Here is a 25618-nt window from a genome sequence, read left to right as displayed (position 1 = left end):
ACTACGACCCGCCAGGCAGCACGCAGCAAGGCACGCCGCCCGCACTACGCTTCGAGAGTGCCTTGATGGAACCGGACCTGCCAACGGCCGTTCTCGCGCTGCCAGATGGAACTGCGCAGCGCGGTCCCCCGCCGGTCAACGCTGCGGTACGTCAGCAGGGCCGTGGCGGCATCGAGGCGGTTCAGCGTGAGGACCTCCAGGCTCGCGTCGGCCGCCTCCGCCTCGCAGAACATGCCCAGGACCTCCTGGCGCGACCACCGCTGCCCGGACGCGCCAATCTCCTCGAAGTCGGGGTGCAACAGTTCCCCGGCCCGGAGGGGGTCCGCCCGCACCGCCGGGTCCAACAGTTCCCGCTCCAGTTCCACCACGGCGCGCAGTGATGCGTCCGGACCCGGCGGAAAGGCAGGATCGGGGCCGTCGTCGAACATGGAAAACAAGTCAGGCTGCTCCGGAATGTCCGCCGGCTCCGGGGCGCGCGTGGCTCCCGTGGCGGGGCCTGCCGCCGCGGCGGGGTTCATGGGCGCCCTTCCGGGTCCGGCGCCGGCAAACCCCGGCCCATGGATGGGTGCGCGCTTGGCCTGGTAGGCGGTGGCGGCATCGCGGGCGCGGTCGTCGGCCGCCTCGTTGAGGTCGTGCCCGGCGTGGCCCTTGACCCACTCGAACGTGTATTTCCTGCCGACGATGGCGGCGTCGATATCCTTCAGGAGGTCCACGTTGAGCACGGGCTTGCCATCAGCCTTACGCCAGCCCTTGCGCTTCCAGCCTGGCATCCATTTGGTGATGCAGTTGATGACGTACTGGCTGTCGCACAGGATGTGCAGCGGTTCCTCGGGCAGGTGCGCGGTGGAGTGGAAAAGGTCCAGCACGGCCATGAGCTCGCCCATGTTGTTCGTGCCGTGTGGCCAGCCTCCGGCACGCCAGCAGGTTTCGTCCACGTACCAGGCCCAGCCGGCGGGGCCGGGATTTCCCAAAGCCGAACCATCGGCTGCCGCAACAATTGTCATGTCCACATACTTTCAGAAGTTTCCGACCCTTAAACGCCAAAGGCGCCCCCGCCGGTGTGGCAGGGGTGCCTTTCGCTATGGTGATTCCAGGCACCCAAGGCGCCAACCCACATGTGCGCCCAAGGCGCCTGGGTGACTCCGGGCACCCAAGGCACCACCCACATATGGGCCCCGCGCCCGAGGGGCCCCGATGCTGGTTCGCTAGCGAACCAGCATCGGGGAGGGCGTGGGGACTAGAAGCCGCCCATGCCGCCCATGCCGCCCATGCCGCCCATGTCGTCGCCGCCACCGGCCGGTGCAGCCTTTTCGGGCTTGTCGGCCACAACGGCTTCGGTGGTGAGGAACAGGCCTGCAATGGAGGCCGCGTTCTGCAGTGCGGAACGGGTCACCTTGACCGGGTCGTTGACGCCGGCAGCCAGCAGGTCTTCGTACACGCCGGTCGCGGCGTTCAGGCCGTGGCCGACGGGCAGGCCGCGGACCTTGTCGACAACCACGCCGGGCTCGAAGCCGGCGTTGAAGGCGATCTGCTTCATCGGGGCATCGATGGCGACCTTGACGATGTTGGCGCCAGTGGCCTCGTCGCCGGTCAGGTTCAAGCCTTCGAATGCCTTGACGCCGGCCTGGATGAGGGCAACGCCACCGCCGGGGACGATGCCTTCTTCCACAGCAGCCTTGGCGTTGCGGACAGCATCTTCGATGCGGTGCTTGCGTTCCTTGAGCTCAACTTCGGTTGCGGCTCCGGCCTTGATGACTGCAACGCCGCCGGCCAGCTTGGCCAGGCGTTCCTGCAGCTTCTCGCGGTCGTAGTCGGAATCGGAGTTTTCGATCTCGGCGCGGATCTGGGCCACGCGGCCAGCGATGGCGTCGGCTTCGCCGGCACCTTCAACGATGGTGGTCTCGTCCTTGGTGACAACGACCTTGCGGGCCTTGCCGAGCAGGTCGAGCGTGGTGTTTTCCAGCTTCAGGCCGACTTCCTCGGCGATGACCTGGCCACCGGTAAGGATGGCGATGTCTGCCAGCTGGGCCTTGCGGCGGTCGCCGAAGCCCGGTGCCTTGACGGCGACCGACTTGAACAGGCCGCGGATCTTGTTCACGATCAGCGTGGCCAGTGCTTCGCCTTCAACGTCTTCGGCGATGATCAGCAGCGGCTTGTTGGACGCCATGACCTTCTCGAGGACCGCAACGAGGTCCTTGACGTTGGAGATCTTGGAGTTGACGATCAGGATGTACGGGTCTTCAAGAACCGTTTCCTGGCGCTCGGTGTCGGTGACAAAGTAGGCGGAGATGTAGCCCTTGTCGAAGCGCATGCCTTCCGTGAGCTCCAGCTCCAGGCCGAAGGTGTTGGACTCCTCGACCGTGATGACGCCTTCCTTGCCAACCTTGTCCAGAGCTTCGGCAATGAGTGCACCGATCTCGGGATCACCGGCGGAGATGGAGGCCGTGGCCGCAATCTCTTCCTTGGTCTCAATTTCCTTGGCGGAGACGAGCAGCTGGTCGATGACGGCCGCGACGGCCTTCTCGATGCCGCGCTTGAGCGAGAGCGGGTCGGCTCCGGCTGCGACGTTGCGCAGGCCTTCCTTGACCAGCGCCTGGGCCAGCACGGTGGCCGTGGTGGTGCCGTCACCGGCGATGTCGTCCGTCTTCTTGGCAACTTCCTTGACCAGCTCGGCGCCGATCTTCTCGTAGGGATCGTCCAGCTCGATCTCCTTGGCGATGGAAACACCATCGTTGGTGATCGTGGGGGCGCCCCACTTCTTTTCGAGGACCACGTTGCGGCCGCGCGGCCCCAAGGTGACCTTGACGGCGTCGGCGAGGATGTTCAACCCACGCTCAAGGCCGCGGCGTGCCTCTTCATCGAATGCAATGATCTTGGCCATGTAGGCTTCAGTCCTTTCGGGACAGTCATTATGGACTCAGGTTCCCCCAATGGTGCCCGCGACGGACGGAATCGGTGCCGGCGATCTCTTTCACGCCTGCCCCGGAATCCTCACCACGAGAGGAAAGTTGTTGACCTCCGACGGCGGATGGCTGGCTAGGATCTAGCAGTCACCGCCTCAGAGTGCTAAGTCAATAATTAGCACTCGGCACCCGAGAGTGCAAGCGCGGTGTCTCGATGTGTGCTGCGGGCGAACACACCGACGGCGCTGCCGGTGCAGGGACGGATGCCGCCGTGCCGCTCGAATGCTTCCGCCGTTTGGAATTAGCGGCTAGCGTTAATCGAAGAATGTCCGAACGGGGCGCCTGCACGCCGTGTACCGATGCCGGGAGCGCCGGCACGCCGAACTATCGTGACTCCAAGGAGCCCGCCATGACTGAGAACCCAAGCACCGGCAATCCTTCCGACCCGTCCGGCCATTCCGTCGCCGGTGAGCCCAAGGTTGGGCCGGTTCCCGCTGGTTATGACGTGCCGGAGCAGCCATCCGCGCCGGGCTTTGGTCCTCCTGCGTACCAGCAGCCGGTGGAGCAGGTGCCCACCGCATTTCCGGGCCAGCAGCAGGGGTGGCAGCAGCAGCCGTACCAGCAGCCGTATCAGCAGCAGTACCAGCAGCCCGCCTACGGTCAGCAGTATGGCGGGCAGAAGTCGAAGGTCGCGGCGGGCGTCCTGGGCATCCTGCTCGGCGGCCTCGGCATCCACAACTTTTACCTGGGCTTCACCAAAAAGGCCCTGATCCAGCTGCTCGTCTCTGTCCTAAGCGTCGGCTTTCTCGCGTGGGCCATGGCCATTTGGGGGCTCATCGAGGGCATCCTGATCCTGGTCGGCAATGAGGGCTTCCGCACCGACGCCAGAGGCGTTCCCCTCAGGGACTGACACACAAATCAGGGACTGACACACAAAATTCGCGCCGAGAGTCGCCGAGAGTACAGATGAGGCGGGCAACTACCCGAGTTGCCCGCCTCATCTGTACTCCCGGCGTCGGCGGAACCCACCGAACTTGCCACAGTTGCATCTCGGCGCTTCCAGCCGCCCCCACGCCGTCGCCGACCGGTCGCCCGCCAGCCACCAGCCTGGACGGGCTGGACAGCCTGCACGGGCTGGACAGGGCGAACGGGGCGGGTATTAAGCCCCCGGGCCGAGCACGATGGTCAGCGGGATCCCCATCTCCGCGGAGTCCAACAGCGTCGCGATGTTCAGCAGCTTTCCCAGGGCCTCGGCGTTGGCCTTCTGCGCCGGGCCGCTGTAGATGATGGAGGAGACCGATTGCGGCGCGCCGTTCCAGTTTCCCGTCTGTGACACCGTCCAGCCGTCGCTGGTGGCCGTTGCGCTGTATTGCGCCGCGAGCCCGCCGATTCCCGTGGCATTGAAGATCGCCACAGGCGTGGACTTGTCCACCACGGATCCGGGCGTCGGCGTGGGCGACGGCGCCTTTACCGCAGTGGTGCGTGGCGCGGCGCTCGGCGTGGCGGACGCAGGGGCCTTAGTGCCCGGCGCGGTGGCGGCCGTAGAGCTGGTCGGCGCGTTGACGGCCGTGTCCTGCCCACTGATCTTGGGCACAATCAGGAAGGCCAGCAGGCCGACGCATAGCGCGGCAACACCAAAGATCATCACCGGCACCAGACTGCGTGTGGCAACCTCGAGCGAGGCGCGGTGGACGCCGTGGCGCGCAGAGTTCTCCGGAACACGGTCAAATTCGTCCCGCGGGTATTTAGTCATGGTGCAGTGCTGTCCTTGGGGGTGAGGCAGTGGAAGCGCGCGTCAATGCCCGAGCCTGCGTGCGGTCCGGGCCTTTTGACGCGACGTACGTAGTCTACGCAACCGCTTCACCAGCATGGGGTCGTGCTCCAGCGCGGCCTCCGTGTCGATCAACGCATTGAGGATTTGATAGTAGTGGGTGGCGGAGAGGTCGAACATCTCACGGATGGCCTGTTCCTTCGCCCCGGCATACTTCCACCATTGCCGTTCCAGCGCGAGCATCCGGGCATCCCGCTCGCTCAGCCGGGAATCGCCGGAGTGGCCTGCCTCGGGTGAGGGCTGTGTCGATCCTGCTTGCGGCACGGCACACTCCTTCAACTCCAGATACAGGCTTCACGTGCGGCGGCGCCCGGCGGACGCGGCCCGTTCCTCCATGATAAGGGCGAATCACACGCATGTCATTCCGCCGCGGCCCCGTCCCCGGCGCGAGTCCCCAGGCTGGTCCGGCGGCCGGGAGGCGAGAATGGAAGCATGGACCCGAACCCCGCCCTTTTCGAGCTCCCCTCCCCCGCCGCCTGGGATGCCGCCCAGCTGCGTGCCCTGGAGACGATGGGCGCCGACCCGCTGTCGCTGCTGGCCCCCGACTGGGCCGGCGCCCTGGCCGCCGAGGAACCAGCCCTTCGCGGCCTGGGACTCATGCTGCGCCGGGAGTACGACGCCGGGACCTCCTTCCTGCCTCCGCCCAGCCGGGTGCTGCGCGCCCTGGCCGCGCCGCTTGCCGGTGTGAAGGTCCTGGTGGTGGGCCAGGATCCGTACCCCACTCCCGGCCACTCCGTCGGCCTGGCGTTTGCGGTGGACCGGTCCACCCGGCCGCTGCCGCGCAGCCTGAACAACATCTACAAGGAGCTGCAGGACGATCTCGGCATCGCCCCGGCAGCGCACGGCGACCTCAGTGCCTGGGCGGCCCAGGGCGTCCTCCTGCTCAACCGCGTGCTCACGGTGGCCCCGGGCGCGGCAGGCTCGCACCGGCGTCGTGGTTGGGAAGGCGTGACGGAGGCCGTCATCAGGGTCCTGGCCGCGCGGAAGCAGCCGCTGGTGAGCGTGCTCTGGGGGCGGGACGCTCAAAAGCTTGAGCCCCTGCTGGCCGGCACCGCCATCATTGAGTCGGCACACCCGAGCCCGCTGTCGGCGTCGCGCGGGTTTTTTGGCTCGCGGCCGTTCAGCCGGATCAACGCAATGCTTCAGGAGCAGGGCAGCGTGCCAGTCGAGTGGGCGCTGCCCGCCTGAAACACGGGGCGCCCGCTGGTAGGGTAAGGGCTACCTAACGTGATGCCGGTTCAGCTGCCGGCCGTTCTTCTCAGGAGTGATTTGTGAGTTCCGCTGACACCGGCAAGGAAGCGCTCGTTGCACCGGCAGTGAAGCGACGGACGCAATTCACGCTGACGGTGGTGCGCAAGGAGCAGCTCGGCCCGCACATGGTCCGTGTGGTGGCGGGCGGGCCCGGGCTCGCCGCCTTTGAAGCCAAGGATGCCACGGACATGTACGTGAAAATCCACTTCCTGCAGCCCGGCGTGGACTACGCGGAGCCGGTGGATGTCTTTGGGCTGCGTGAGTCCATGCCGCGGGACCAGTGGCCGGCAACGCGCACCTACACCGTCCGCTGGGTGGATCTGGCTGCCCGGGAGATCGCGATTGACTTCGTTATCCACGGAGACGCCGGCCTGGCCGGCCCGTGGGCGGAGGCGGCCGCGCCCGGGGACCGCATCATCTTCTCCGGCCCAGGCGGCGCCTACCGGCCCAACCCGGACGCCGACTGGTACCTGTTTGCCGGCGACGAGGCCGCTCTGCCCGCCATGGCCGCCGCCATCGAGGCGCTGCCCGCCGACGCCGCAGGCCGCGCGTATGTCGAGGTGGACACCGAGGACGACATCCAGCCTGTGGCCGCGCCGGCAGGGGTCGAGGTGACATGGCTGTTTCGCAACGGCGCCACGCCGGCCCAAAGCACGCAGCTGGTGGACGCCGTTGCCGGCGGGACCTGGCCGGACGGTGAAGTCGACGCCTTCATACACGGCGAACGTGAATACATGAAAGCCCTCCGCGACGTCCTGTTCAAGCAGCGCGGACTGGCCCGCAGTCAGGTCTCGCTCTCCGGCTACTGGGCCTACGGCAGGACCGAGGACTACTTCCAGGCGGAGAAGAAGCAGCCCGTCGGCAAGATCCTCTGAGCCGCCCCGTCGAGGTTCGAGATCACCACGCCCCGCCCCGTCGAGGTTCGAGATCACCACGCCCCGCCCCGTCGAGGTTCGAGATAACGACCGATTCGCGGCGTCCGATCGGTGGTTATCTCGAACCTCAACGGATGGACGGAACCGGTCAGCGGCGGCGGTTGCGGCGCCGGTCCTTCTGCCCGCTGGGGCGGGTGAGCGGTCGGGCCATGTTGTCGCCGAGGACCACGCCGGCGGCCACGGCCAAAATGACCACGAGCGCGTTGAAGATGCCCACGGCGCCGGTCACCGAGTCTCCCGGCGTGAGCGTCATGACGAACATGGCGCGGAAGATGGACAGGCCCACCAGCAGGAAGATGATGGACGGAACGGCCACCACGAGCTGCGGGGCGCCCAGCCGCAGTGAGATGACACGCGCCAGGATCCCCACCACGATCGCGGCCAGCGCGGGCGCAAACCGCGCGCCCAGACCCAGCTCCATGCCGCCGTAGTACGCCAGATAGCCGGCCAGCGCCACGGCCATCGTGGGCACCAGCAACCGCACCGACGTCTGCTCGGCGATGCAGATGGCGATCGTCGCGACGGCCACGAGCGGCAGCACCAGATAAAGTGGCAGCGAGCCGACGATCGGCTCCGCCACGTTGATCCGGTTCCCGCCCAGCATGGAGGCACTGACCAGGGCGACGGCGATGCCCGCGACGATGGCACCGAACGTCAGGAACGCCGAGAGGAACCGGCCGGCGGCCGTGACCGGGAAGCCGTTGATCGCATCCTGCACCGCGGAGACGAGCCGCCCCGAGGGCAGCAGCAGCAGGATCCCGCCGGCGACCACCATCGAGGGGCTCAGCGGCACGTGGAACATGAAGCACACCAGGGCCACGATGGTGACGATGAACGACGTGATGGCCGTGACGAAGAAGTCCGGAACCCGCCACCTGCCCAGCACCCGGGCAATCTGTCCGGCCAGCAGGATGGTCAGCAGGGCCACGACCATGCCAAACGGGCTGCCGCCGATGACACCCACCACGGCGGCGGCAAACACGGCCTCGGCCAGTGACACCATCCAGCGCGGAAAGGGCTTGGGCCGCTTGATGATGGTGTCCAGCCGCCGGTACGCGTCGTCCCGGGCCACGCCGCCGGTCACAATGTCCGTGACCAGCTCGTGCACCTGGACGAGCCCGGCATAGTTGTTGGTCCAGGACCTGACCACGCGCAGCAGCGTGATGGGGACGCCGTCGCGGTGGGCGTAGTTGAGGATGACGGACTGGTTGGTGATGTCCACTTCGATGTTGCGCAGGCCAAAGGCCGCCGTGACCGCAATGATGGAGGTCTCCACCTCCAGCGCGCCGGCGCCGTACCGGAACATGGTCTCGGCCATGCGCAGCGCAAAGTCAATGGTCTTCCGCGCCGATTCGTCGGCCCGGCCCACCTGGATGGTGGGATTCGCGTACGGGCTGCCCGCAAGCCGCTCCACGATGTTCATGGGCGCGGTGGGCGGGGTCTCCCCCTGCACCAGGCGGCGCAGCACCGTGCGCGCGGCCTTGTTGGGGCGCGACGGCGGCACCGCCGGTGCCGCCGGTGCCGCCGGCAGCGGCACCTTGGGGATCATCCCGGCTGCCGGAACGTCGCGGGGCTGCATCCCGGCCGCCGGAACGTCGCGCGTCGCCGACGGCCCCGTTTGGCGCTGCCCCGTTTGGCGCTGCCCGGTTTGGCGCGTGCCGGACCGCGCCCGGCCGCCCCGGTCCTGCTCTTCCCGTTCGTTGGAGCTGCTGCTCATCCGCTCTCCTCAGGGGTCCCGCCCCACCGGACACAACCGCGCCCCGTGGGGCCGCCGTCGTGCTTGTCAATGGCTGGAAAAATGGGCTAGTAAAACTTTTGGCCCGTGCGTCGGGTATACAACTGACGCATCACCCGTTCGCCGGCGACCGTCCACAATTTGTACCGCACCGGGCTGAACACCACATCCCAGCAGCCTACAAAATCGGTGACCGTCTTGGTGAAGCTGGTCTTGAACAGGCCCAGGCCGTGGTGCGGGTGGGTGGGATCCTTGAGCCTGTGCGACGGCGGCGTGCCGCAGAAGTCGTACTGGACGGCGCCCAGGCCCTTCATGTCCTGGATGGCCTCCCACTGGATCAGGTGCGAGTCGCCGTACTGCGACCGCTCCTGCAAGGAGCCGCCGTCCTTGTACGTGGCCTTGGTGCCGTAGTTGATGACGAACGCGCCCACCGACGGGACCCCGTTTTCATGGACAAAGTAGAACCTGCCCTGGCCGCGGCTGGTGAACTCGCTCCAGAACTGGCGGAAGTACCCGAACTCACGGGCTGCCCCGGCATTCTTGGCCTCAAAGGTGCCCACCATGAGGTCGTACAGCGAGCGCATGGTGGCCTCGGTGGACTCCGGGCGCACCACTTCGACCCCCTCGCGCTGGGCACGGCGCACTGCGTTGCGCCCGCGCGAGTGGAGGTTGCGCAGGAGCTGGTTCGGCTCCGGGGAAATGTCCAGCAGGGCGGTGTTGTCGTTGGGCTGCAGGTCCGGCACCTTCACGTATCCGGCCCCGGACAGCACGGCGCGCGCCCGCTCGGAGGCGACCACGTCGGGCTCAATCTTCGCCGCAAAAACGTTGAGGCGGGCCCGCCGGGTGAACACGCGCAGGGCGGCCATCATGGCGGGGATGTGCTCCACGTCGGCGGTGTCCGGGCCCTTGATCAAGTACCACAGGCGGCCCAGTCCCGGGAACTTCTTCTCCAGGGCGAGGTTGTAGCTGGTGTAGTCGGCGCCCTCAAACGCCAGATACTGGGGCGTCCAGCCGTAGTTTTTCTTCACGGCGGCGAAGGAGGCGGACTGGAGGAGGTTGCCGCCGTTGGGGTTCGCCGTGACCAGGGTGTCCCACTGGTCGACCTCGGCGGCGGTGGCAAATCGGGCGGTAAATTCCAGCAAAAGACCCTCAATCGTGTCGGCATGTGTTCGCTGTTCCCAGTCTACTGGGCCGGGTTCTCACATCCCACGCACAGCCGGCCCCTATGGAACACCCGGACGGTGGCCAGAACATGGTGTCTGGACGGCTGCCGCACGGGCAGCCACAGGTGCAGGGAGCAAGACATGGGTGTGGTTTCCCGGAGCGTGGGCAACGCGTTCCGCAATAAGGTGCGCAGCGGCGCCGTGGTGGTCATTTTGGCGGTGGCCATTGGACTCGCGCTGGCCATGCTGGTGGCCAACCAGGCCGTGGGCGCCAAGGTCGACTCCCTCAAGGCCTCCGTGGGCAACAACCTCACGGTCAATCCCGCCGGATCCCGCGGCGGACTGGGCGGCGGCAACCCGCTGACGACGGCGGACGCCACCAAGGCGGCGACCGTCGCCCACGTGACCAGCGTCAATGGGACGCTCGCGGTCCGGCTGTCGAACGCCGCCGCCGCGGCCGCCGCGACGGCGTCCGGATCCGCCGCGGGCAACGGAAGCGGCGCGGACCGCGGAGGGGCCGGCCGCTTCGGCTCCAGCGGCACCACCAGCCTGGTCTCCGCGGTGGACCCCGGGGTGCTGGGCCAACGCAACAACAGCAACGGCAGCTCCGGCACGTCCACGGACGGCGCCGGCGGAGCCACGGGAGGCACCACCACCACGCGCCCGGCATTCACGATTCCGATCCAGGCCACCGGCGTTTCCACCTCCGCCACGGCGGCCGGGACTGCGATCAAGCTCACCGGCGGCTCGCAGCTGACTGACTTCGCAGCCTCCTCAACCCAGGCCCTGGTGGGTTCCACCCTGGCCGCGAAGAATTCGCTGAAGGTCGGTTCAACCTTCACCGTCCAAAGCCGCACCATGAAGGTCGCCGGCATCTTTGACGCCGGTGACGCGTTCGACAACAACGGCATCTACCTGCCCCTCGCGGCCACTCAGACCCTGGTGGACCAGGCCGGCCAGCTGAGCAGCCTGAACGTGGTGGTGGACAGCATAGACAACGTCCCCTCCACCCAGACCGCCCTCACCGCCGCACTTGGCGCCTCCAACGTCGACGTGACGGCAGGTTCGAACAACCTGCAGTCCGCCATCACGTCGCTGGGCACCGTGCAGAACATTTCGCTGATCGCCTTCATCGCCTCACTGGTGACGGCGGGACTGATCGTGCTGCTGATCATGATCATGGTGGTGCGCGAGCGGCGACGTGAAATCGGCGTCCTCAAGGCGATCGGCGCTTCCAACCGCACCATCGGCGTCCAGTTTGTCATCGAGGCCATGGTGCTGGTGGTCCTGGGCACGGTGGTGGGCGGCGTGGTGGCCGCCTTCAGCAGCAATCCGATCGTCAGCGCCCTGGTGGCCGGCAACACCGGCTCCACCGCCTCCGCGGCCGGGCCGGTGGGCCGCCGGGCAGGCGGCGGCTTCGGCGGCGGCGGCTTTGGCGGCGGCGGCTTCACCCGGACCCGCGGCGCGTTTGCCGGAGCCAGCCAGCTCATCGGCACGATCAGCACGTCCGTCGGCTGGCAGACCCTGGTGCTCGGCGCCGTCGGCATCCTGGCGATCGCCGCCATCGGCGCACTGATCCCGGCCCTGCTGACCGCCAAGGTCCGCCCCATCGAAGTCCTGCGAGGAGAGTAAGCAATGCTGCAAGTCAAAGACGTAGTCAAGTCCTTCAATTCCGGGGACCGCACCATCAAGCCCGTCAACGGGGTCAGCTTCAGCCTGGAACAGGGCAGCTTCGCCGCCATCCTGGGCAAGAGCGGCAGCGGCAAGAGCACGCTGCTGTCCCTGCTGGGGGCGCTGGACAAGGCGACGTCGGGCGACGTGTTCGTGGATGACGTGAACATTTCCACGCTCCCGGACAGGAAGCTCACGGCCTACCGTCGGGACGACATCGGCTTCGTGTTCCAGTCCTACAACCTGATCCCGAACCTCTCGGCCAAGGAAAACGTCATGCTGCCCATGGAGTTCGCGGGCGTCTCCCACGCGGAGCGCAGCAAGCGCGCGGCCGAGCTGCTGAACCAGGTGGAGCTGACGGAGGAGATGCACGGCCGCCTGGCCAACAGGCTCTCCGGCGGCATGCAGCAGCGCGTCGCCATTGCCCGGGCCCTGGCCAACAACCCGAAGCTGATCCTGGCGGACGAGCCCACCGGCAACCTCGACGACGAAACGGGCGAACTCATCATCGCCCTCCTGCGCCAGCTGGCCCACGAGAAGAAGACCACCATCCTGGTGGTCACGCACGACCACGCCCTGGCGGCCCAGACGGACCGGAAGTTCCGCCTGGCCCGCGGGCAGATCACCGAAGACTAGGCCTGCGGGCGGCGCCAAGTGAACCTTGGCGTCTCCTTCGCCAGGAAGGCGGCCACGCCGATCCTCGGATCGGCGCTGGCCGCCATTTCGCGCTGCCAATAGGCGTTGCGCTCGGCCAGGTCAGCCTCCGGGATGTGGCCGCTGATGGCGTTCACCAGGTCCTTTTGCGACTGGATGGAGAACTGCGAGCGCCCTGCCAGGTGCAGCGCGAACGCCCGGACCTCCTCCCAGAACGTGTCGCTGGAGAGGACCTTCATGGCCAGACCGAGGCGCATCGCCTCTGCGGCATTGACCATGTCGCCGCTGAACAGCAGGTACTTGGCCGCGGCCGGCCCTGCCAGCTCCACCAGCTTCCGGATCCCGGAAAGCGGGTAGACAATGCCGATCTTCGCCGGCGTGATGCCGAAGACGGCGTTTTCGGACGCCATCCGGATGTCGCACGCGCCGGCAATCTGCCAGCCCCCGCCCACGCAGTAACCGTCGATCGCCGCCACGGTGGGTTTGCGGAAGCGGGACAGCGCGTCCTCGGCCACGGTAATGTCGCCGCCGTCGCGCTGCCCTGTTGCGGGGTCGTGCAGGATGTCCCGCACGGAAGCGATGTCCGCGCCGGCGGAAAAGTGCTTACCGGCCCCGCGGACCACCAGGACCTCGACCGAATCGTCGTCCTCCAGCCGTGCCAGCAGCGTGGCGAACTGCGGCCACATGCGCGCCGTGATGGCGTTGCGCATGGACGGGTTGTCCATGACCAGGGTGGCGACCGGTCCGTCCCGCTCGACCCGCAGCTCGCCCCGGCCCTCCTGAACCGTGCTACCGGCGGCCGTGCTCACGGTGTGGCACCCACCCCGGCATCCGCCGTCGTGCCCGGCGCCGCCAGCACAATCCCGGCGTCCACCAGGCCAGCCACCTGTTCGGGGCTCAGGCCCAGCCCGGCCAGCACGGCCAGCGTGTCCTCGCCCAGCACCGGCGGTGCCTTGCGGACCCGCGGGGCGTGCCGGTCCACGGAGATGGGCCCGCGGACCAGCGGCAGCGGCGAACCGTCGGCGCGGTGGACGGTCTGCACCATCCCCAGCGACCGGACCTGCGGGTCGGCGAACGCCTGCTCGTAGTTGTAGATGGGCCCGGCGGGGATGGCTGCGCCGCGCAGCAGCGGCAGCCACTCGCCCGCGGTCCGGCGGGCCAGGAGGTCCTCAAGCACCACTTTCAGTGCCGCCCGGTTCATGTTGCGCAGCTTGCCGGTGGCGTAATCCGCGTTGTCGGCAAGCTCCGGGTCGCCCAGCAGCTCGCACGCATCCCGCCACTGCTTTTGGTTGCCCACGGCGATGATGACGGGGATGTCCGCGGTCCTGAACACCCCATATGGCGAGAGGACGGGATGGTTGTTGCCCTGGGGCTCGGGGACCTCGCCGGTGCTGAGGTATTTTTGGCCTTGGAACGCGCCCAGGGCCAGCCCGGTTTCCAGGAGCGAGGTCGAGACCTCCATCCCGACGCCGGTCCCGTTCCTGCCCACGAGGGCGGCGGCGATGCCGAGCGCGGTGTTGATGCCGGCCACCATGTCAATGATCGGCACGCCCACCCGGTACATGTTGTCCGCGTCGGCGCCGGTGACGGACATCAGCCCGGTCATGCCCTGCGCCACCTGGTCCAGTCCGGGCGCCTGGCTCAGCGGGCCCGTGGCCCCGAAGCCGCTGACGGAGGCGATGATGATTCCCGGCTTGGCCTTGCGCAGCGCGTCCGGGTCCAGGCCCATGACGGCCAGCACGCCGGGGCGGAAGTTTTCCACCACGACGTCGGACCCCACGGCCAGCTGCCACAGCAGTTCCCTGCCCCCGGGCGTGTAAAAGTCGATCGCGATGGACGACTTGTTCCGGTTGGCGGAGTCAAAGTACAGGCTGTGGTCGTTCTCAAATGGCGGCCAGGAGCGGCTGGAGTCCCCGCCCTTGATGCTTTCGGTCTTGATGACCTCGGCGCCGAGATCGGCCAGCAGGGCGGTGGCGTAGGGGCCGGCGAGCGCGCGGCTGAGGTCTAGGATGCGCACGCCCTCCAGCGGCAGGCGGCTACCCATGGGGCACCGCGCGCAGCTTGACGTTGATCTGCTTGGTCTGGGTGAACCCGGCCAGCATGCCCTCGAGGGACACCTCGCGGCCGATCCCGCTTTGCTTGTACCCGCCGTAGGACTGGCCCACCACCTGGCCGCCGCCCTGGTTGACCTGCACCCAGCCGGCGTCGATCCGGTGGGCGGTGTTCAGGGCGTTGTCAAGGTTGTGGCTCCACACGTAGGCCGCCAGGCCGTAGTTGGTGTGGTTGGCCATCCGGATGACCTCCTCCGTGTCCCTCCAGGGGATCGCGACCAGGACGGGTCCGAAGATTTCCTCCTGGGCGAGCCGGAATTCGTTGCGCACGCCGCTGAAGACGGTGGGCAGGTGGTAGTAGCCCTCGGTCAGGGCGCCTTCGGTGGGGGCGCTGCCGCCCAGCACCGCCTTCATGCCGGCGGTCGTGCGGCCCTCGTCGAGGTAGCCGGTGATGGCCGAATGCTGCTTGCGGTTGATGATGGCGCCCATGTCCGTGGCCTCGTCCAGCGGGTCGCCCACCGTCAGCGCGCCCAGCTTGGCGCTGAGGCGGCCCAGCACGTCGTCGTAGATGTCCTCATGCAGGAACAGGCGGGAGCCGGCCGTGCAGCTTTGGCCCTGCCGGGTGAAGCGGGAGGCGAGGAGCAGGCCGTCGAGGAGTTCGTCGTCGTCCGCGGCGTCGGGGAACACGATCGACGGGTTCTTCCCGCCGAGTTCCAGCGACATGTGCGCCAGCCGCGCGCCGGCCTCGCCCGCCACCTCGCGGCCCACCTCGGTGGAACCGGTGAAGGAGACCTTGTCGACGCCGGGATGGTTGGCCAGCGCGCTGCCGATCACCCCGCCGCGGCCGGTCAGGGCATTGACGACGCCGGCCGGCAGGTGCCTGTTGCACACTTCGGCCAGCTGGAGGATGGTGAGCGGGGCGTCGTCGGCCGCCTTCATGATCACGGTGTTGCCGGCGGCGAGCGCGGCGGGGATCTTAAATGCGGCGATCATCAGCGGCGAGTTCCAGGGCAGGATGCAGGCGACCACGCCGAGGGGTTCCAGCCGCGTGTACTGGAGCTGGTTCTCGCCCGCGGGCAGCGTGGTGCCCTTGACCTCCCCGGCGACCCCGGCGAAGTAGCGGAACATCGCCACCATGGTGGTGGATTCGGGGCGGGCCTGGGTGCGCAGCGCGTTGCCGGTGTCCAGGGCGGTCAGCCGGGCAAATTCCTCGCTGCGCTGCTCGAGCTCGTCGGCGATGGCCAGCAGCGCCTTGGCCCGGCCGGTGAAGTGCTGGGCGCGCCAGGCCGGGTAGGCGGCGCGGGCCGCGGCGACGGCACGGTCCACGTCCTCCACGGTGCCGGCGGGCACGCGGGCGATCACCGTTTCGCGGCGGGCGGGGTTGAAGACCTCGCGCCACTGCGAGCCGGCGGAGGGCTGTTCCTCTCCCCCGATCCACATGGGCCAGTCGCGGACGGCGGCAGTTGTTGAAACCTCAGTCATGGTTGTTACTTTCCTTGTTCGTTGTTTGCGGGCCGGCCGTGAGCCTGCTGGGCGGGGGCGGGCTGGCCCGCTTGGAGCGAGCCGTCCACCAGGGACACGATCATGGAGCAGTCCTTGGCGCCCTGCCCGCCGTCGATAAGGCGCTGGAAGAGCTGCTGGACGTGCTCGCCGATCTCCAGCGGCGTCTGTGTGCTGCGGGCCGCGGCAATGGCCAGGCCGATGTCCTTGTTGGCCAGTTCCGCCGTAAAGGTGGGGGCAAAGCCGTTGTTGGCCGCCGAGGTGGGCACCACGCCCGGCACCGGGTACCAGGTGCGCAGGGCCCAGCTGTCGCCGGAGGAGACGGAGGCGATGTCCCAAAAGACCTGCTTGTCCAGGCCCAGGCGGTCGGCCAGCACGGCGCCTTCCGAGGTGGAGGCCAGATTGATGAACAGCATGAGGTTGTTGCAGATTTTCGCGGCCTGCCCCGTGGTGGGTCCCCCCGTGGGGATGATGTTCGCGGCCATCGGCTTGATGTAGCCGGACGCGTCCGCCACGGCGCCGGCTTCGCCGCCAATCATGAACGTGAGGGTCCCCGCGGCGGCGCCGCTCATGCCGCCCGAGACCGGGGCGTCCACGAAGCGGAAGCCGGCGGCAGCAGCGGCGTCGTGCACGGCCTGCGCGGACTCGATGTCAATGGTGGAGGAGTCGATGAGGAGGGTCTCCTGCGCGGCATGGGCCAGGATCCCGGCGTCCCCGAAGTACACGCTGCGGACGTGGTCTCCCTTGGGCAGCATGGTGAAGACGACGTCGGCGCCCTGGACGGCCGCCTCGACCGACCCGACCGCCTCCACCCCGTTGGCGACTGCCGCCTCCAGCGCCGCCGCGCTAAGGTCAAAGCCCCTGACGGCATGCCCCGCCTTGACCATGTTCGCCGTCATGGGACCGCCCATGTGTCCCAAACCAATCCATGCCACAACTGCCATGATCGAAGCCCCTTCGCCCGCTGAACCCATTATGCCCCGGCACACATTGATGCCGGCTATGACCAGCATCACACCCTGCTAGAGTGCAAACAAGACCGAAAAAGGCAGAATGCATGTGCAAGTTTGCACATTGTGCCGGTGAAGGGGCGGAAAGATGGATTTCAAGAGGTTTCCCAGCGCGGACGACCTGCTGGTGCTGCTGACCGTGGCCCGGCTGGGACGGTTCACCGCGGTCGCGAACGCGCTGGAAACCACCCACACCACGGTCTCGCGGCGAATCCTGGCGCTGGACAAGCAGCTGGGCGGGCGGACGCTGGAGCGGACGCCGCAGGGGTGGGAGCTGACGGACCTGGGGCGCGCCGCCGTGGCGGCGGCCGAGGGCATCGAGACGAACCTGAGCTCTCTCGCGACGGGCGTGGAGCAGCGCATGGACCCTGTGTCCGGCATGGTGCGGGTCAGCGCGTCCGACGGCTTTGGCGCGCTGGTGGCCACACCGGCGCTGGTGAAGCTGCAGCGCAGGCACCCCATGCTCCGCGTGGAACTGCTCAGCGCGACGCGGCGGCTGAGCCGGAACCGGTCCGGGGTGGACCTGGAAGTGGTGGCCGGCAGCGTCGACGCCGGTCGCGCGGAGGTCATCTTCCTCTCCGACTACACGCTGCGGCTGTACGCGGGAACGGGCTACGCGCAGGAGCACGGGCTGCCGGAGACCGGGGAGGGGCTGAAGGACCACCGCTTTATCTCGTATGTGGAGTCCACGCTGCAGGTGGCCGAGCTGGCCCAGCAGCACCACCGGCTGACCAGCGAGCCGGCCGAGTTTCAGGCGACCAGCGTGTTTGCGCAGATCGAGGCCGTCCGGGCCAATGCCGGCATCGCGATGCTGCCGGCCTTCATGGCAGACGGGCAGGAGGGCCTGGTCCGCGTGCTGCCCGGGGAGATATCGCAAACGGTGCAGTTCTGGGCCGCGGCCAGGCCCGAGTCGCTGCGGTCCCCCGCCGTCCAGGCAGTCGTCGCGGCGTTCCTGCAGGAGGCCCGCCGCCGCCGCGGCCAGCTCGTCACCGACTGACCGACGCTCGGTTGCAATCGGGGCACTTTTTGGCAACGCCCCCTCACACAGTGCGGTAGCGTTGGCTGTTTTTGCCCCGGTTGCAACCGAGCGTCGGACGATGAACCCCCGATTGCGCGGGAGAGTTATTAGGCCGTCCAGCCGCCGTCCATGACGTAGGAGGCACCGGTTGCCATGGCGGCCTGGTCGGACGCGAGCCACGCGACGAGCCCGGCAATCTCCTCCGGCTCGATCAGCCGCTTGATGGCGTTCTTGGCGAGCATGACTTCCGCAAGGACCTGCTCCTCGGGGATGCCGTGCGTCTTCGCCTGATCCGCCACCTGCCCCTCGACCAGGGGCGTGCGGACGTAGCCGGGGTTGACGCAGTTGCTCGTGACGCCGTGCGGACCGCCCTCCTTGGCCGTGACCTTCGACAGGCCCTCAAGCCCGTGCTTGGCCGCCACATAGGCGGACTTGAAGGAAGATGCCCGCAGGCCGTGGATGGAGGAAATGTTGATGATCCGCCCGTAGTCCTGCCCGTACATGTGCGGCAGCGCGGCCCGGATCAGCAGGAACGGCGCCTCGAGCATGATGGTCAGGATGCGGCGGAACGCGGCCGGATCGAACTCCTCGATGGGGCTGATGGTCTGGATGCCGGCGTTGTTGACCAGGATGTCCACCTCGAGCGTGAGCGTTTCCAACGCGCTGGTGTCAAGCAGGTCCACCTCCCAGGACTCGCCGCCCACCTCCGCCGCCACGGCCGCGGCACCTGCCGCATCCCTGTCGGCCACGATCACGTGGGCCCCCCGGGCGGCCAGCGCCCGGGCGATGGCGGCACCCAGCCCCCCGGCGCCGCCGGTGACCAGCGCGCGCTTGCCGGCCAGTCCGCCGTCGGCCGCCCCCTTGCCCGGCACACCCACGGCGCCCGTTACACGCCCGACGCCGGTCACGCGCGCCCCGCCGTCCCCGGCCGGAGGAACTGTTGAGTTTTCTTCCATGGCTAACCCGCCTTCGTTACGGCCTCGCCTGCGGCGGCACGGCCCAAGGCCAGCGTACCGGCGGCGTCGGCGTCGTCAATGTCCTGCAGGGAGACTCCCTTGGTTTCCTTCAGGAATAGCACAGCCACGGCCGTGACAACACAGGCGCCGAGAAGGTAGATGGCCACCGGGACCGAGGAGTGGTAGCGCTCCACGAGTCCGGTGGCGATGAACGGGGCGATGGAGCCGGCCACAATCGAGGTGACCTGGTAGCCCAGTGAAACGCCGGAGTAGCGCATGCGGGTGGGAAACATCTCCGCCATGATGGAGGGCTGGCCGGCATACATAAGCGCATGGAAAACGAGCCCGATCATCACGGATGCCAGGATCAGAAAATCGTTCTTGGTGTCCATCATCGGAAAGGCGAAGAAGCCCCACGTTGCCCCGGCCGCGGCACCGAGCATGTACGTGGGCTTGCGGCCGATCCTGTCGGAGAGCCTGCCCACGAGGGGCACCACGCAGAAATGCAGTCCGTGGGCCAGCAGGAGCAGCAGCAGGATGCGTGAAGTGTCGACGTCGACGATGACCTTCAGGTACGTGATGGAGAAGGTGACAACCAGATAGTAGAGAATGTTTTCCGCGAACCGCAGCCCCATGGCCGTGAACACCCCGCGCGGGTAGCGGCGGAAGACCTCGAACACGCCATAGCCGGCCGCGGGATTGTTTTCGATCTCCGCGTGTGCCTTGAGGAAGATGGGGGCGTCGCTGACCTTGGTGCGGATGTAATAGCCGATCAGGACGATGACGGCGGAAAGCCAGAACGCGACACGCCAGCCCCAGCCCAGGAACGCGGCCTCGCTGAGCGCCGAGGAGAGGAAGAGGAGGACGCCGGTGGCGAGCAGGTTGCCCATGGGCACGGCCGACTGCGGCCAGGAGGCCCAGAAGCCGCGCGACGTGTCCGGGCTGTGCTCGGCCACCAGCAGGACGGCCCCGCCCCATTCCCCGCCGACGGCGAAGCCCTGGATGAAGCGCAGGGCCACCAGCAGCGCCGGCGCCCAGTACCCGACCTGGTCAAAGCCGGGCAGGCAGCCCATCAGGAAAGTGGAGATGCCGACCAGGATGATGCTCAGCTGCAGCAGCTTCTTGCGCCCGAACTTGTCGCCAAAGTGGCCAAAGACGATGCCGCCGATGGGACGGGCCACGAAGCCGACGGCGTAGGTCAGGAACCCGGCCATGATCCCGTCGAGCACGGAGCCGGCGTTGGGGAAGAACATGTGGCCAAACACCAGGCTGACTGCCGTGGCGTAGAGGAAGAATTCATACCACTCCACGACGGTGCCGGCCATGGAGGCGGCCACCACCTTGCGCAGCCCTGATTGCCTGACCGACGTGACCGGCCCGCTGTGTTGACTCATGTGCATCTCCTCCGCGCCCCCATCGGCGCGTGCCGTCCTTCGAAAAACAGGTCGCGGAATCGTTTTCCTCCGCTGTGACCCAGCGCACGTTGCGGCGCTCCCTGCGAGTATGCCAGTGCGCGCATTCGATCAACAATGACCATTAGCGCAGACGCTGTGAACAAAAATGCACAACCACCACGCGCGTCCGGGCTGCGGCTAGTATGGGGTAGTTCCACCTCCCACCAACGGCTCAGCGTTCAAGGCGAGACAAAAACACATGCGAAAATTCCTTGGGGCCTTCGGTGCCCTGGCACTCACGGCCGCCCTCCTGTCCACCGGCATCGCCCCGTCGTCGGCCGCACCCTCCGGCGCCGCCCCGGCAGCAGTTCCCGCGGCGCCAGCTCCGGCCGCGTTCCCGGCAGCAGCCCCGGCGGCCCCCACCGTCACCGATCCGTTCCTGGCCCAGGTCCTCGTTGTCGCCAACAAGTACCGTGCCGCCAACGGCGCCGGCCCGGTGGCGTGGAATCAGGCGGTTGCCACCGGTTCCCAGCAGTGGGCGGCCACGGTGAACGCGAGAATCAGCGCGGGCACGCTGGACATGAACAAGATCCACCGGACCGACTACGGCGCGTCGATCCTGCCCAAGGGCGCGGACATGTCCTCGGAAATCATCGGCATCAACAACACGCCGCAGCAGATCGTCGACTGGTGGATGGGATCCCCCGGCCACCGGGCCGCCCTGCTGGACAAGCGCGCCACGGACATCGGCATGGGCCAGGTGAAGACCACCCAGGCGGGCTGGAGCGGCATGACCGTGGTGGTGGCCAACCTGGCCGGCTATGCCTCGACGCGCGCCACCCAGCCCAAGCCCCCGCCCGTACCGGTGGTCAACGACGGCGACGTGGCGGCCGTTGACACCGCCGGGAACTTCTATGTTTACGGCTCGGCCCGCGGCGGGGATCTGTGGCAGCGCACCTTCGTTGCCTCCGGGTGGACCGGCGTGCAGCAGCTGGAGATCGTCGACTTCAACTCCGACGGACTCCAGGACATCCTGACCGTCTGGAAGTCCGGCGCACTCACCATCAGCTACGGCCAGTCCAACGGCACGCTCACGGCGGCACTGGCCATCGGCAGCGGCTGGGGTCCGTACGACATCGTCGCGAGCAAATGGCGCAGCACCGACAGGTTCCCCGGCATCGTGGCCAAGCAGCGCGCCACGGGCGACCTCTTCTACTACCCGACGCCGAACGGCGCAGGCTTCTCGCCCCGGATCAAGATCGGCAACGGCTGGGGCAGCCTGACGATCATCGGCACCGACTTTGACGGCGACGGCCGCGCGGACATCGCGGCCCGCAACCCCGCCGGCCAGCTCCTGCTCTACCGCGGCAACGGCAGCGGCGGCTTCATGTCCGAAGCGCGCAGGGTGATCGGCACGGGCTGGGGCGGCATGACGCACATTTCCGGCATCACCAACCACCTGGGCGCCAACGGGCAGGGCATCCTCGCCAGCGGCGGCGGCAACCTCTACCATTATTCGATTCTGAAGAACGGGTTCGGGGCGCGCGCGCAGATCGGCACCGGCGGCTGGGGACCGCTGCTGCTGGGCAGCTGACCCGCCCGTCTGGTCCGGCGGCCCATGAAGTCCGACGCCGGTCACCCCAGTCCGGCGTCCCTCGCACGGACAATGGCCTCGCCTCGGCCGGCCACCCAGCGGCGTCAAGGCCTATGCTGGTGACATGGATTCCTGCGAAGTGCAGCTGGCTGACATTCCGGAGGGCACGGCCGAGGCCCGCCATTTCAGGCTCGCACCGGCGGATGTGCCGTCCCCTGGCCCGGGCCAGGTGCTGGTGCGCCTGCGGCGGCTGGGCCTGAACGCCGGGCTTGCCAACAGGATTGGCGGCCCGGACACCCCCTACGGGCCGGGGATCCGCCCGGGCGACGTGCCGGCCAGCGACGCCGTCGTGGAGGTCCTCGACTCCCGCAGCGATGCGTTCGCCACGGGTGAGCTCGCCCTCCGAAAATCACCGTGGCGCAGCATTGACGCCGCCGACGCCGGGGAGCTGCGCCGCATCCCCGCGGAGCTTGCGGACCTTCCCTTGGAGGCCCACCTGAGCGTGCTGGGGCATGTCGGTTTCACCGCCTACACCGGCATGGTGCGCTTTGGCGCGGTGCGCGCGGAGGACACCGTCTTCGTGTCCGCGGCCGCTGGCGGGGTGGGCAGCTGCGCGGTGCAGTTCGCCAAGGCCCTCGGCGCCACGGTGATCGGCAGCGCCGGTTCCGTGGAGAAGTTGGGGTTGCTGCGTAGTTTGGGTGTGGACGCCGTTTTCAACCACCACGACGGCGCGGCACTGGCCCTGCTGCGGGCGGCCGCACCGGAGGGGATCGACCTGTTCTACGACAACGTGGGCGGGGCACAGTTGGAGGCCGCGCTGGAGGCGCTGCGCTTTGGCGGGCGCGTGGTGATCTGCGGAGCCGCATCCCAGTACGGGAAGGGCTCCGGCCGGCGTGGACCGGCCAACTACACCCGTTTGATCTACCAGCAGCTGACCATGCGCGGCTTTGACGTGACATCGAATGAGGACCTGCGCCCGGAATTCGAGTCCGCCGCCGCCCGGTGGCTGCGGGCGGGGACAGTCCGCAGCGTCCACACCGTCCTGGACGGCTTTGACCGCACCCCGGAGGCCTTCGCCGCGCTGCTTTCCGGCGGCGGCTCCGGGCGCATGATCGTCAACTGCGACGCCTGACCCGCCCGGCTCGGGTCCCCCGGCGGAGGGGAACGCCAGGAATGCCGGAGGAACGCTACGAGTACAGCCCGTCCAGCCACGCACCCCATGCCGCCCCGGCCGCTTCGCCGTCGGCACCGTCGGCGAAAAGGTGGACAGTCATGCCCACCACGGCGCCAAACGCGTTGCGCCCGAAGAAGCGGTACATGGCGTCTTCGGCGCGCAGCCCAACAAAGTTGTCGTCCAGGTAGTCCACCACGGCGTCCACGGCGCCCACCCCGGCAATGGTGACGCTGACGTGCCGCCCGGCTCCGGCGTCGTGAATCCCCAGGGCGGCCTTGACGGCCTCAAACGCGTCCGGCGCGCCGGAGGCCTCCGGGCCCTGGACGTCGGCAAACGCGGCCTGCCTGCCGGGGAAGTACTTCACGTACTGGCCGAGGGTGTGCTGGTAGAACGCGGTGTGCTTGGCCGCGCCGTCGTACTGGTTGTCCCAGTCCTCGAAGAAGACGCCGCTGTGCACGTAGCGCAGCCAGGACCGGCCGCCGGGGCGCTCGGAAATGTCGTATTCGAGGGTGTTGTAGAAGCCGCCCTCGCCCTCCATGTGGTTGGCGAAGCGGTGCGGCGGCTCCCAGACGGTTACGGTGCTGCCAAACGGGCCCGCCCCGCCGAGCCTCGGCTCAATCTCCATGGGCCACAGCCAGCCGGAGTTGCCCAGCGTGGCCGCGTCGAATACCTGCTGCGGCGTGCCGTCGATCTCCGACTCGTGCACAATCGTGAATTCCTTGGCCATCATTGCTCCTTGGTGCGGCCGGGCGTTCCGGCATGATTAGTGGGTTTCAGTTCAGGTGCGCCGGTTTTGACGCTGGGGTGAAGTGCGACGACGAGGCGGTGGTTGCGCCCGCCCCTTGCGTTCGCGCTGTGGTACTTGTCCACCAGCCCGGCCACGCTGGCCGAGAGTTCAGCGACAAAGGCTGCCCGGTCCGCGGCGCTGGCAAAGGTCAGCTCGCCGTCGAGGGCAAAGGTGGCCAGCCGCTTGTTCGCGCGGTCGGCCCCGGTGATCAGGGTCCCCACGTCCCTGACCAGGCGGGCGGCGACGGCCAGCATCCAACGGGCGGAGAGCCTGTTGGGTTCAAGCGAGGGGTCGGGTGCGACGCCGGGCAGGGCTGCGGGTGAGATGACGAACGACCGCGCGGCGGCCCCCATGATCCGTTCCGTGACGTTGCCCTTGCGGCGTTCCTCCACGAGCGCGACGAGGCCGTGCCTTTCCAGTTCCTTGAGGTGGTAGTTCACTTTTTGCCGGGCGAGCCCCATCCTGGCCGCCACGGTGGCGGCGGACGCAGGGACGCGCAGTTCGGCCAGCAGAAGGGCGCGGATGGGATCCAGCGACGCCTCGGCGGCGGCTGCGTCCTCGATCACGGCTACGTCCAACATGGTTCCATCATGACACCGAATAATTTATTTGTCTAGGAATATTTATTTTCCCAATGACCGGTGTCATGACCGCCCCTGTCATGGCTGCCCGGGACAGGCCGCCCGGGTCAGGCGGACGCGAGCCATTCGCGTGCGGCGGTGACGAGCGCCTGGACGCCCGCGTCCAGGGTCGGCTGGATCCGCGGCGCAAAGAGAGGTGAATGGTTTGAGGGTATGTCTTCGGGCATCCTGCCCGTGGCTGCCCATGTCCCGAAGGCCGCCGGGTCCATCCCGCCAAGGAACCAGAACACCAGCGGCACTCCGGCGGCGGTGGCCAGCACCCCAACGTCCTCGCTACCGGAGACCGGCCCGGGGTCAATGACCTTGTCGGCGCCAAAGGCGTGCCGAAACGCCTCGGCCGTTCGAAGCGTTGCACCTTCGTCATTGATGGTGAGAGGAAAATGTTCGGCATAGGTGATGGTGGGCGCCTGCGCCGAACCCGCCGCCGACGCTTCCGCCTTGACCACCCGTTCGATCGACCCCAGCAACTTTTGCCGGACCGCGTCATCGAAGGTGCGAAGGCTGAGGCCAAGCCTGGCTTCGGCGGGAATGATGTTGTTCTTGGTCCCGGCGTGCAGCTGGCCCACCGTCAGCACGGCGGAATCGGCGGCGGCGATCTTGCGCGAAACGAGGGTGTGCAGGCGTACCGTGGCTGCGGCGGCCATCAGGACCTGATCAATGGTGGTCTCCGGCCGTGAACCGTGGCCGCCGGCACCATGGAGGGTGATGTCGATCGAATCCGCCGACGCCATGGCCGCCCCGGCGCGAAGGCCGATCCACCCGGCAGGGAACGGCGCCACATGCTGGCCCAGCACCACGTTGGGAGCCGGGATGCGGTCAAAGAGCTGGTCCTCCACCATGGCGGCCGCCCCGCCGCCCCACTCCTCGGCGGGTTGGATGAGCGCAACAACCGTCCCGGACCATCCGGACAGGTCATTGGCAAGGCGTTCCACGGCACCGACCAGGCAGGCCACGTGGACGTCGTGGCCGCAGGCATGCATGACGGGGACGTCGTTGCCGTCATGGTCCCGGCCACGGACGCGGCTTGCATACTCCAGCCCGGTGGCCTCCTCCACGGGAAGCCCATCCATGTCCGCCCGAAGAAGAACGGTGAGGCCGGCGCCATTTGAGAGGACGCCGACAACACCGGTCCGCCCGATGCCGCTGTGCACCGCGAGGCCGAGCGCCTGCAGGTGCCCGGCCACGATCCCGGCGGTGCGGTGTTCCTGAAACGAAAGTTCAGGATGGGCATGCAGGTCCCGGTACAGGGCTTCGATATCAATGCTCATGCACAAAGACTAGAGGAGCCCCGACGACGGCGCGAGGATCGGACCCGATCGGTTCCACGCTTCCGCACTACCGGAAGCGGCG

General features: G+C 68.0%; 23 protein-coding genes. 8 read left to right on the top strand and 15 right to left on the bottom strand.

Features of this window, described 5'->3' with window-relative positions:
* Positions 1 to 44: 44 nt before the first annotated feature.
* Together DMB86_RS05300 and groL are read right to left on the bottom strand one after the other, a co-directional pair.
* Positions 45 to 1004 carry a ribonuclease HI family protein gene (locus DMB86_RS05300; RefSeq protein ID WP_113716867.1) on the bottom strand — a complete coding sequence of 320 codons (960 nt, stop codon included), beginning with the start codon at positions 1002 to 1004 and terminating at the stop codon, positions 45 to 47.
* Between the two features lie 233 nt (positions 1005 to 1237).
* On the bottom strand, positions 1238 to 2881 hold the full coding sequence (gene groL / locus DMB86_RS05295; RefSeq protein ID WP_113716866.1) for a chaperonin GroEL: 1644 nt from the start codon (positions 2879 to 2881) through the stop codon (positions 1238 to 1240).
* A gap of 431 nt (positions 2882 to 3312) precedes the next feature.
* Between groL and DMB86_RS05290 the strand changes: the two genes are divergently transcribed.
* A complete protein-coding gene (locus tag DMB86_RS05290) occupies positions 3313 to 3813 on the top strand; it encodes a TM2 domain-containing protein (protein WP_113716865.1) in 501 nt (166 codons plus the stop codon).
* A 249-nt stretch (positions 3814 to 4062) separates the two neighbouring features.
* On the opposite strand, the gene DMB86_RS05285 is transcribed toward DMB86_RS05290, so the two are convergent.
* Both DMB86_RS05285 and DMB86_RS05280 read right to left on the bottom strand, forming a co-directional pair.
* A complete protein-coding gene (locus DMB86_RS05285) occupies positions 4063 to 4656 on the bottom strand; it encodes a LytR C-terminal domain-containing protein (RefSeq protein ID WP_113716864.1) in 594 nt (197 codons plus the stop codon).
* 42 nt (positions 4657 to 4698) lie between these two features.
* A complete protein-coding gene (locus DMB86_RS05280) occupies positions 4699 to 4917 on the bottom strand; it encodes a DUF3263 domain-containing protein (protein ID WP_418202319.1) in 219 nt (72 codons plus the stop codon).
* 249 nt (positions 4918 to 5166) lie between these two features.
* On the opposite strand from DMB86_RS05280, the gene DMB86_RS05275 reads away from it, so the two are divergent.
* Both DMB86_RS05275 and DMB86_RS05270 read left to right on the top strand, forming a co-directional pair.
* Positions 5167 to 5922: a uracil-DNA glycosylase gene (locus tag DMB86_RS05275; RefSeq protein WP_418202303.1), complete on the top strand. Its 756-nt coding sequence runs from the start codon at positions 5167 to 5169 to the stop codon at positions 5920 to 5922.
* Between the two features lie 83 nt (positions 5923 to 6005).
* Positions 6006 to 6860 (top strand): siderophore-interacting protein, encoded by an 855-nt coding sequence (locus DMB86_RS05270; RefSeq protein ID WP_418202302.1) that lies wholly within the window; start codon positions 6006 to 6008, stop codon positions 6858 to 6860.
* 148 nt (positions 6861 to 7008) lie between these two features.
* On the opposite strand, the gene DMB86_RS05265 is transcribed toward DMB86_RS05270, so the two are convergent.
* Together DMB86_RS05265 and DMB86_RS05260 are read right to left on the bottom strand one after the other, a co-directional pair.
* The gene (locus DMB86_RS05265; RefSeq protein WP_113719347.1) at positions 7009 to 8469 is read right to left on the bottom strand and encodes a threonine/serine exporter family protein; all 1461 of its coding nucleotides are present in this window, start codon (positions 8467 to 8469) and stop codon (positions 7009 to 7011) included.
* Between the two features lie 254 nt (positions 8470 to 8723).
* Positions 8724 to 9797: a lipid II:glycine glycyltransferase FemX gene (locus DMB86_RS05260; protein WP_113716862.1), complete on the bottom strand. Its 1074-nt coding sequence runs from the start codon at positions 9795 to 9797 to the stop codon at positions 8724 to 8726.
* Between the two features lie 162 nt (positions 9798 to 9959).
* Between DMB86_RS05260 and DMB86_RS05255 the strand changes: the two genes are divergently transcribed.
* Complete coding sequence (locus tag DMB86_RS05255) at positions 9960 to 11450, top strand: ABC transporter permease (protein WP_113716861.1); 1491 nt, start codon at positions 9960 to 9962, stop codon at positions 11448 to 11450.
* A 3-nt stretch (positions 11451 to 11453) separates the two neighbouring features.
* Positions 11454 to 12125 carry an ABC transporter ATP-binding protein gene (locus DMB86_RS05250; protein ID WP_113716860.1) on the top strand — a complete coding sequence of 224 codons (672 nt, stop codon included), beginning with the start codon at positions 11454 to 11456 and terminating at the stop codon, positions 12123 to 12125.
* On the opposite strand, the gene DMB86_RS05245 is transcribed toward DMB86_RS05250, so the two are convergent.
* From DMB86_RS05245 to mmsB, 4 genes are read right to left on the bottom strand one after another with little or no spacing between them, the layout of a single operon-like run.
* Complete coding sequence (locus DMB86_RS05245; protein ID WP_227878608.1) at positions 12122 to 12952, bottom strand: enoyl-CoA hydratase/isomerase family protein; 831 nt, start codon at positions 12950 to 12952, stop codon at positions 12122 to 12124. The genes DMB86_RS05250 and DMB86_RS05245 overlap by 4 nt on opposite strands.
* Positions 12949 to 14187: a CaiB/BaiF CoA transferase family protein gene (locus DMB86_RS05240; RefSeq protein WP_113716859.1), complete on the bottom strand. Its 1239-nt coding sequence runs from the start codon at positions 14185 to 14187 to the stop codon at positions 12949 to 12951. The genes DMB86_RS05245 and DMB86_RS05240 overlap by 4 nt, the downstream gene beginning before the upstream one ends.
* The gene (locus tag DMB86_RS05235; RefSeq protein ID WP_113716858.1) at positions 14180 to 15676 is read right to left on the bottom strand and encodes an aldehyde dehydrogenase family protein; all 1497 of its coding nucleotides are present in this window, start codon (positions 15674 to 15676) and stop codon (positions 14180 to 14182) included. Before DMB86_RS05235 ends, DMB86_RS05240 begins: the two co-directional genes overlap by 8 nt.
* Before the next feature lie 5 nt (positions 15677 to 15681).
* A complete protein-coding gene (gene mmsB, locus DMB86_RS05230) occupies positions 15682 to 16638 on the bottom strand; it encodes a 3-hydroxyisobutyrate dehydrogenase (protein WP_113719345.1) in 957 nt (318 codons plus the stop codon).
* Positions 16639 to 16792: 154 nt separating this feature from the next.
* Between mmsB and DMB86_RS05225 the strand changes: the two genes are divergently transcribed.
* Positions 16793 to 17701: a LysR family transcriptional regulator gene (locus tag DMB86_RS05225; RefSeq protein ID WP_113716857.1), complete on the top strand. Its 909-nt coding sequence runs from the start codon at positions 16793 to 16795 to the stop codon at positions 17699 to 17701.
* 128 nt (positions 17702 to 17829) lie between these two features.
* Here DMB86_RS05225 and DMB86_RS05220 read toward each other — a convergent pair whose 3' ends face one another.
* Both DMB86_RS05220 and DMB86_RS05215 read right to left on the bottom strand, forming a co-directional pair.
* The gene (locus DMB86_RS05220) at positions 17830 to 18678 is read right to left on the bottom strand and encodes a 3-hydroxybutyrate dehydrogenase (RefSeq protein ID WP_113716856.1); all 849 of its coding nucleotides are present in this window, start codon (positions 18676 to 18678) and stop codon (positions 17830 to 17832) included.
* Between the two features lie 2 nt (positions 18679 to 18680).
* Positions 18681 to 20072 (bottom strand): MFS transporter, encoded by a 1392-nt coding sequence (locus DMB86_RS05215; protein ID WP_171814373.1) that lies wholly within the window; start codon positions 20070 to 20072, stop codon positions 18681 to 18683.
* Positions 20073 to 20331: 259 nt separating this feature from the next.
* Here DMB86_RS05215 and DMB86_RS05210 point away from each other — a divergent pair, with 259 nt between their 5' ends.
* On the top strand, positions 20332 to 21666 hold the full coding sequence (locus tag DMB86_RS05210; RefSeq protein WP_113716854.1) for a CAP domain-containing protein: 1335 nt from the start codon (positions 20332 to 20334) through the stop codon (positions 21664 to 21666).
* A 124-nt stretch (positions 21667 to 21790) separates the two neighbouring features.
* A complete protein-coding gene (locus DMB86_RS05205) occupies positions 21791 to 22798 on the top strand; it encodes an MDR family NADP-dependent oxidoreductase (RefSeq protein WP_113716853.1) in 1008 nt (335 codons plus the stop codon).
* 55 nt (positions 22799 to 22853) lie between these two features.
* Here the strand turns inward: DMB86_RS05205 and DMB86_RS05200 are convergent, their stop codons facing one another.
* The 3 genes from DMB86_RS05200 to DMB86_RS05190 all read right to left on the bottom strand — a co-directional run bounded on the left by DMB86_RS05200 (position 22854) and on the right by DMB86_RS05190 (position 25536).
* Positions 22854 to 23570 (bottom strand): SRPBCC family protein, encoded by a 717-nt coding sequence (locus DMB86_RS05200; RefSeq protein ID WP_227878607.1) that lies wholly within the window; start codon positions 23568 to 23570, stop codon positions 22854 to 22856.
* The gene (locus tag DMB86_RS05195) at positions 23567 to 24208 is read right to left on the bottom strand and encodes a winged helix-turn-helix domain-containing protein (protein WP_113716851.1); all 642 of its coding nucleotides are present in this window, start codon (positions 24206 to 24208) and stop codon (positions 23567 to 23569) included. Before DMB86_RS05195 ends, DMB86_RS05200 begins: the two co-directional genes overlap by 4 nt.
* Before the next feature lie 107 nt (positions 24209 to 24315).
* Entirely contained in the window at positions 24316 to 25536 is a 1221-nt protein-coding gene (locus DMB86_RS05190) for an amidohydrolase (RefSeq protein WP_113716850.1), read from the bottom strand.
* Positions 25537 to 25618 lie beyond the last annotated feature (82 nt).

Origin of the sequence: Arthrobacter dokdonellae (assembly GCF_003268655.1) — a bacterium.
Lineage (GTDB): Bacteria > Actinomycetota > Actinomycetes > Actinomycetales > Micrococcaceae > Specibacter > Specibacter dokdonellae.
Note: the sequence above shows the minus strand (reverse complement) of the source record. Positions and strands in the feature narration are given on the sequence as shown.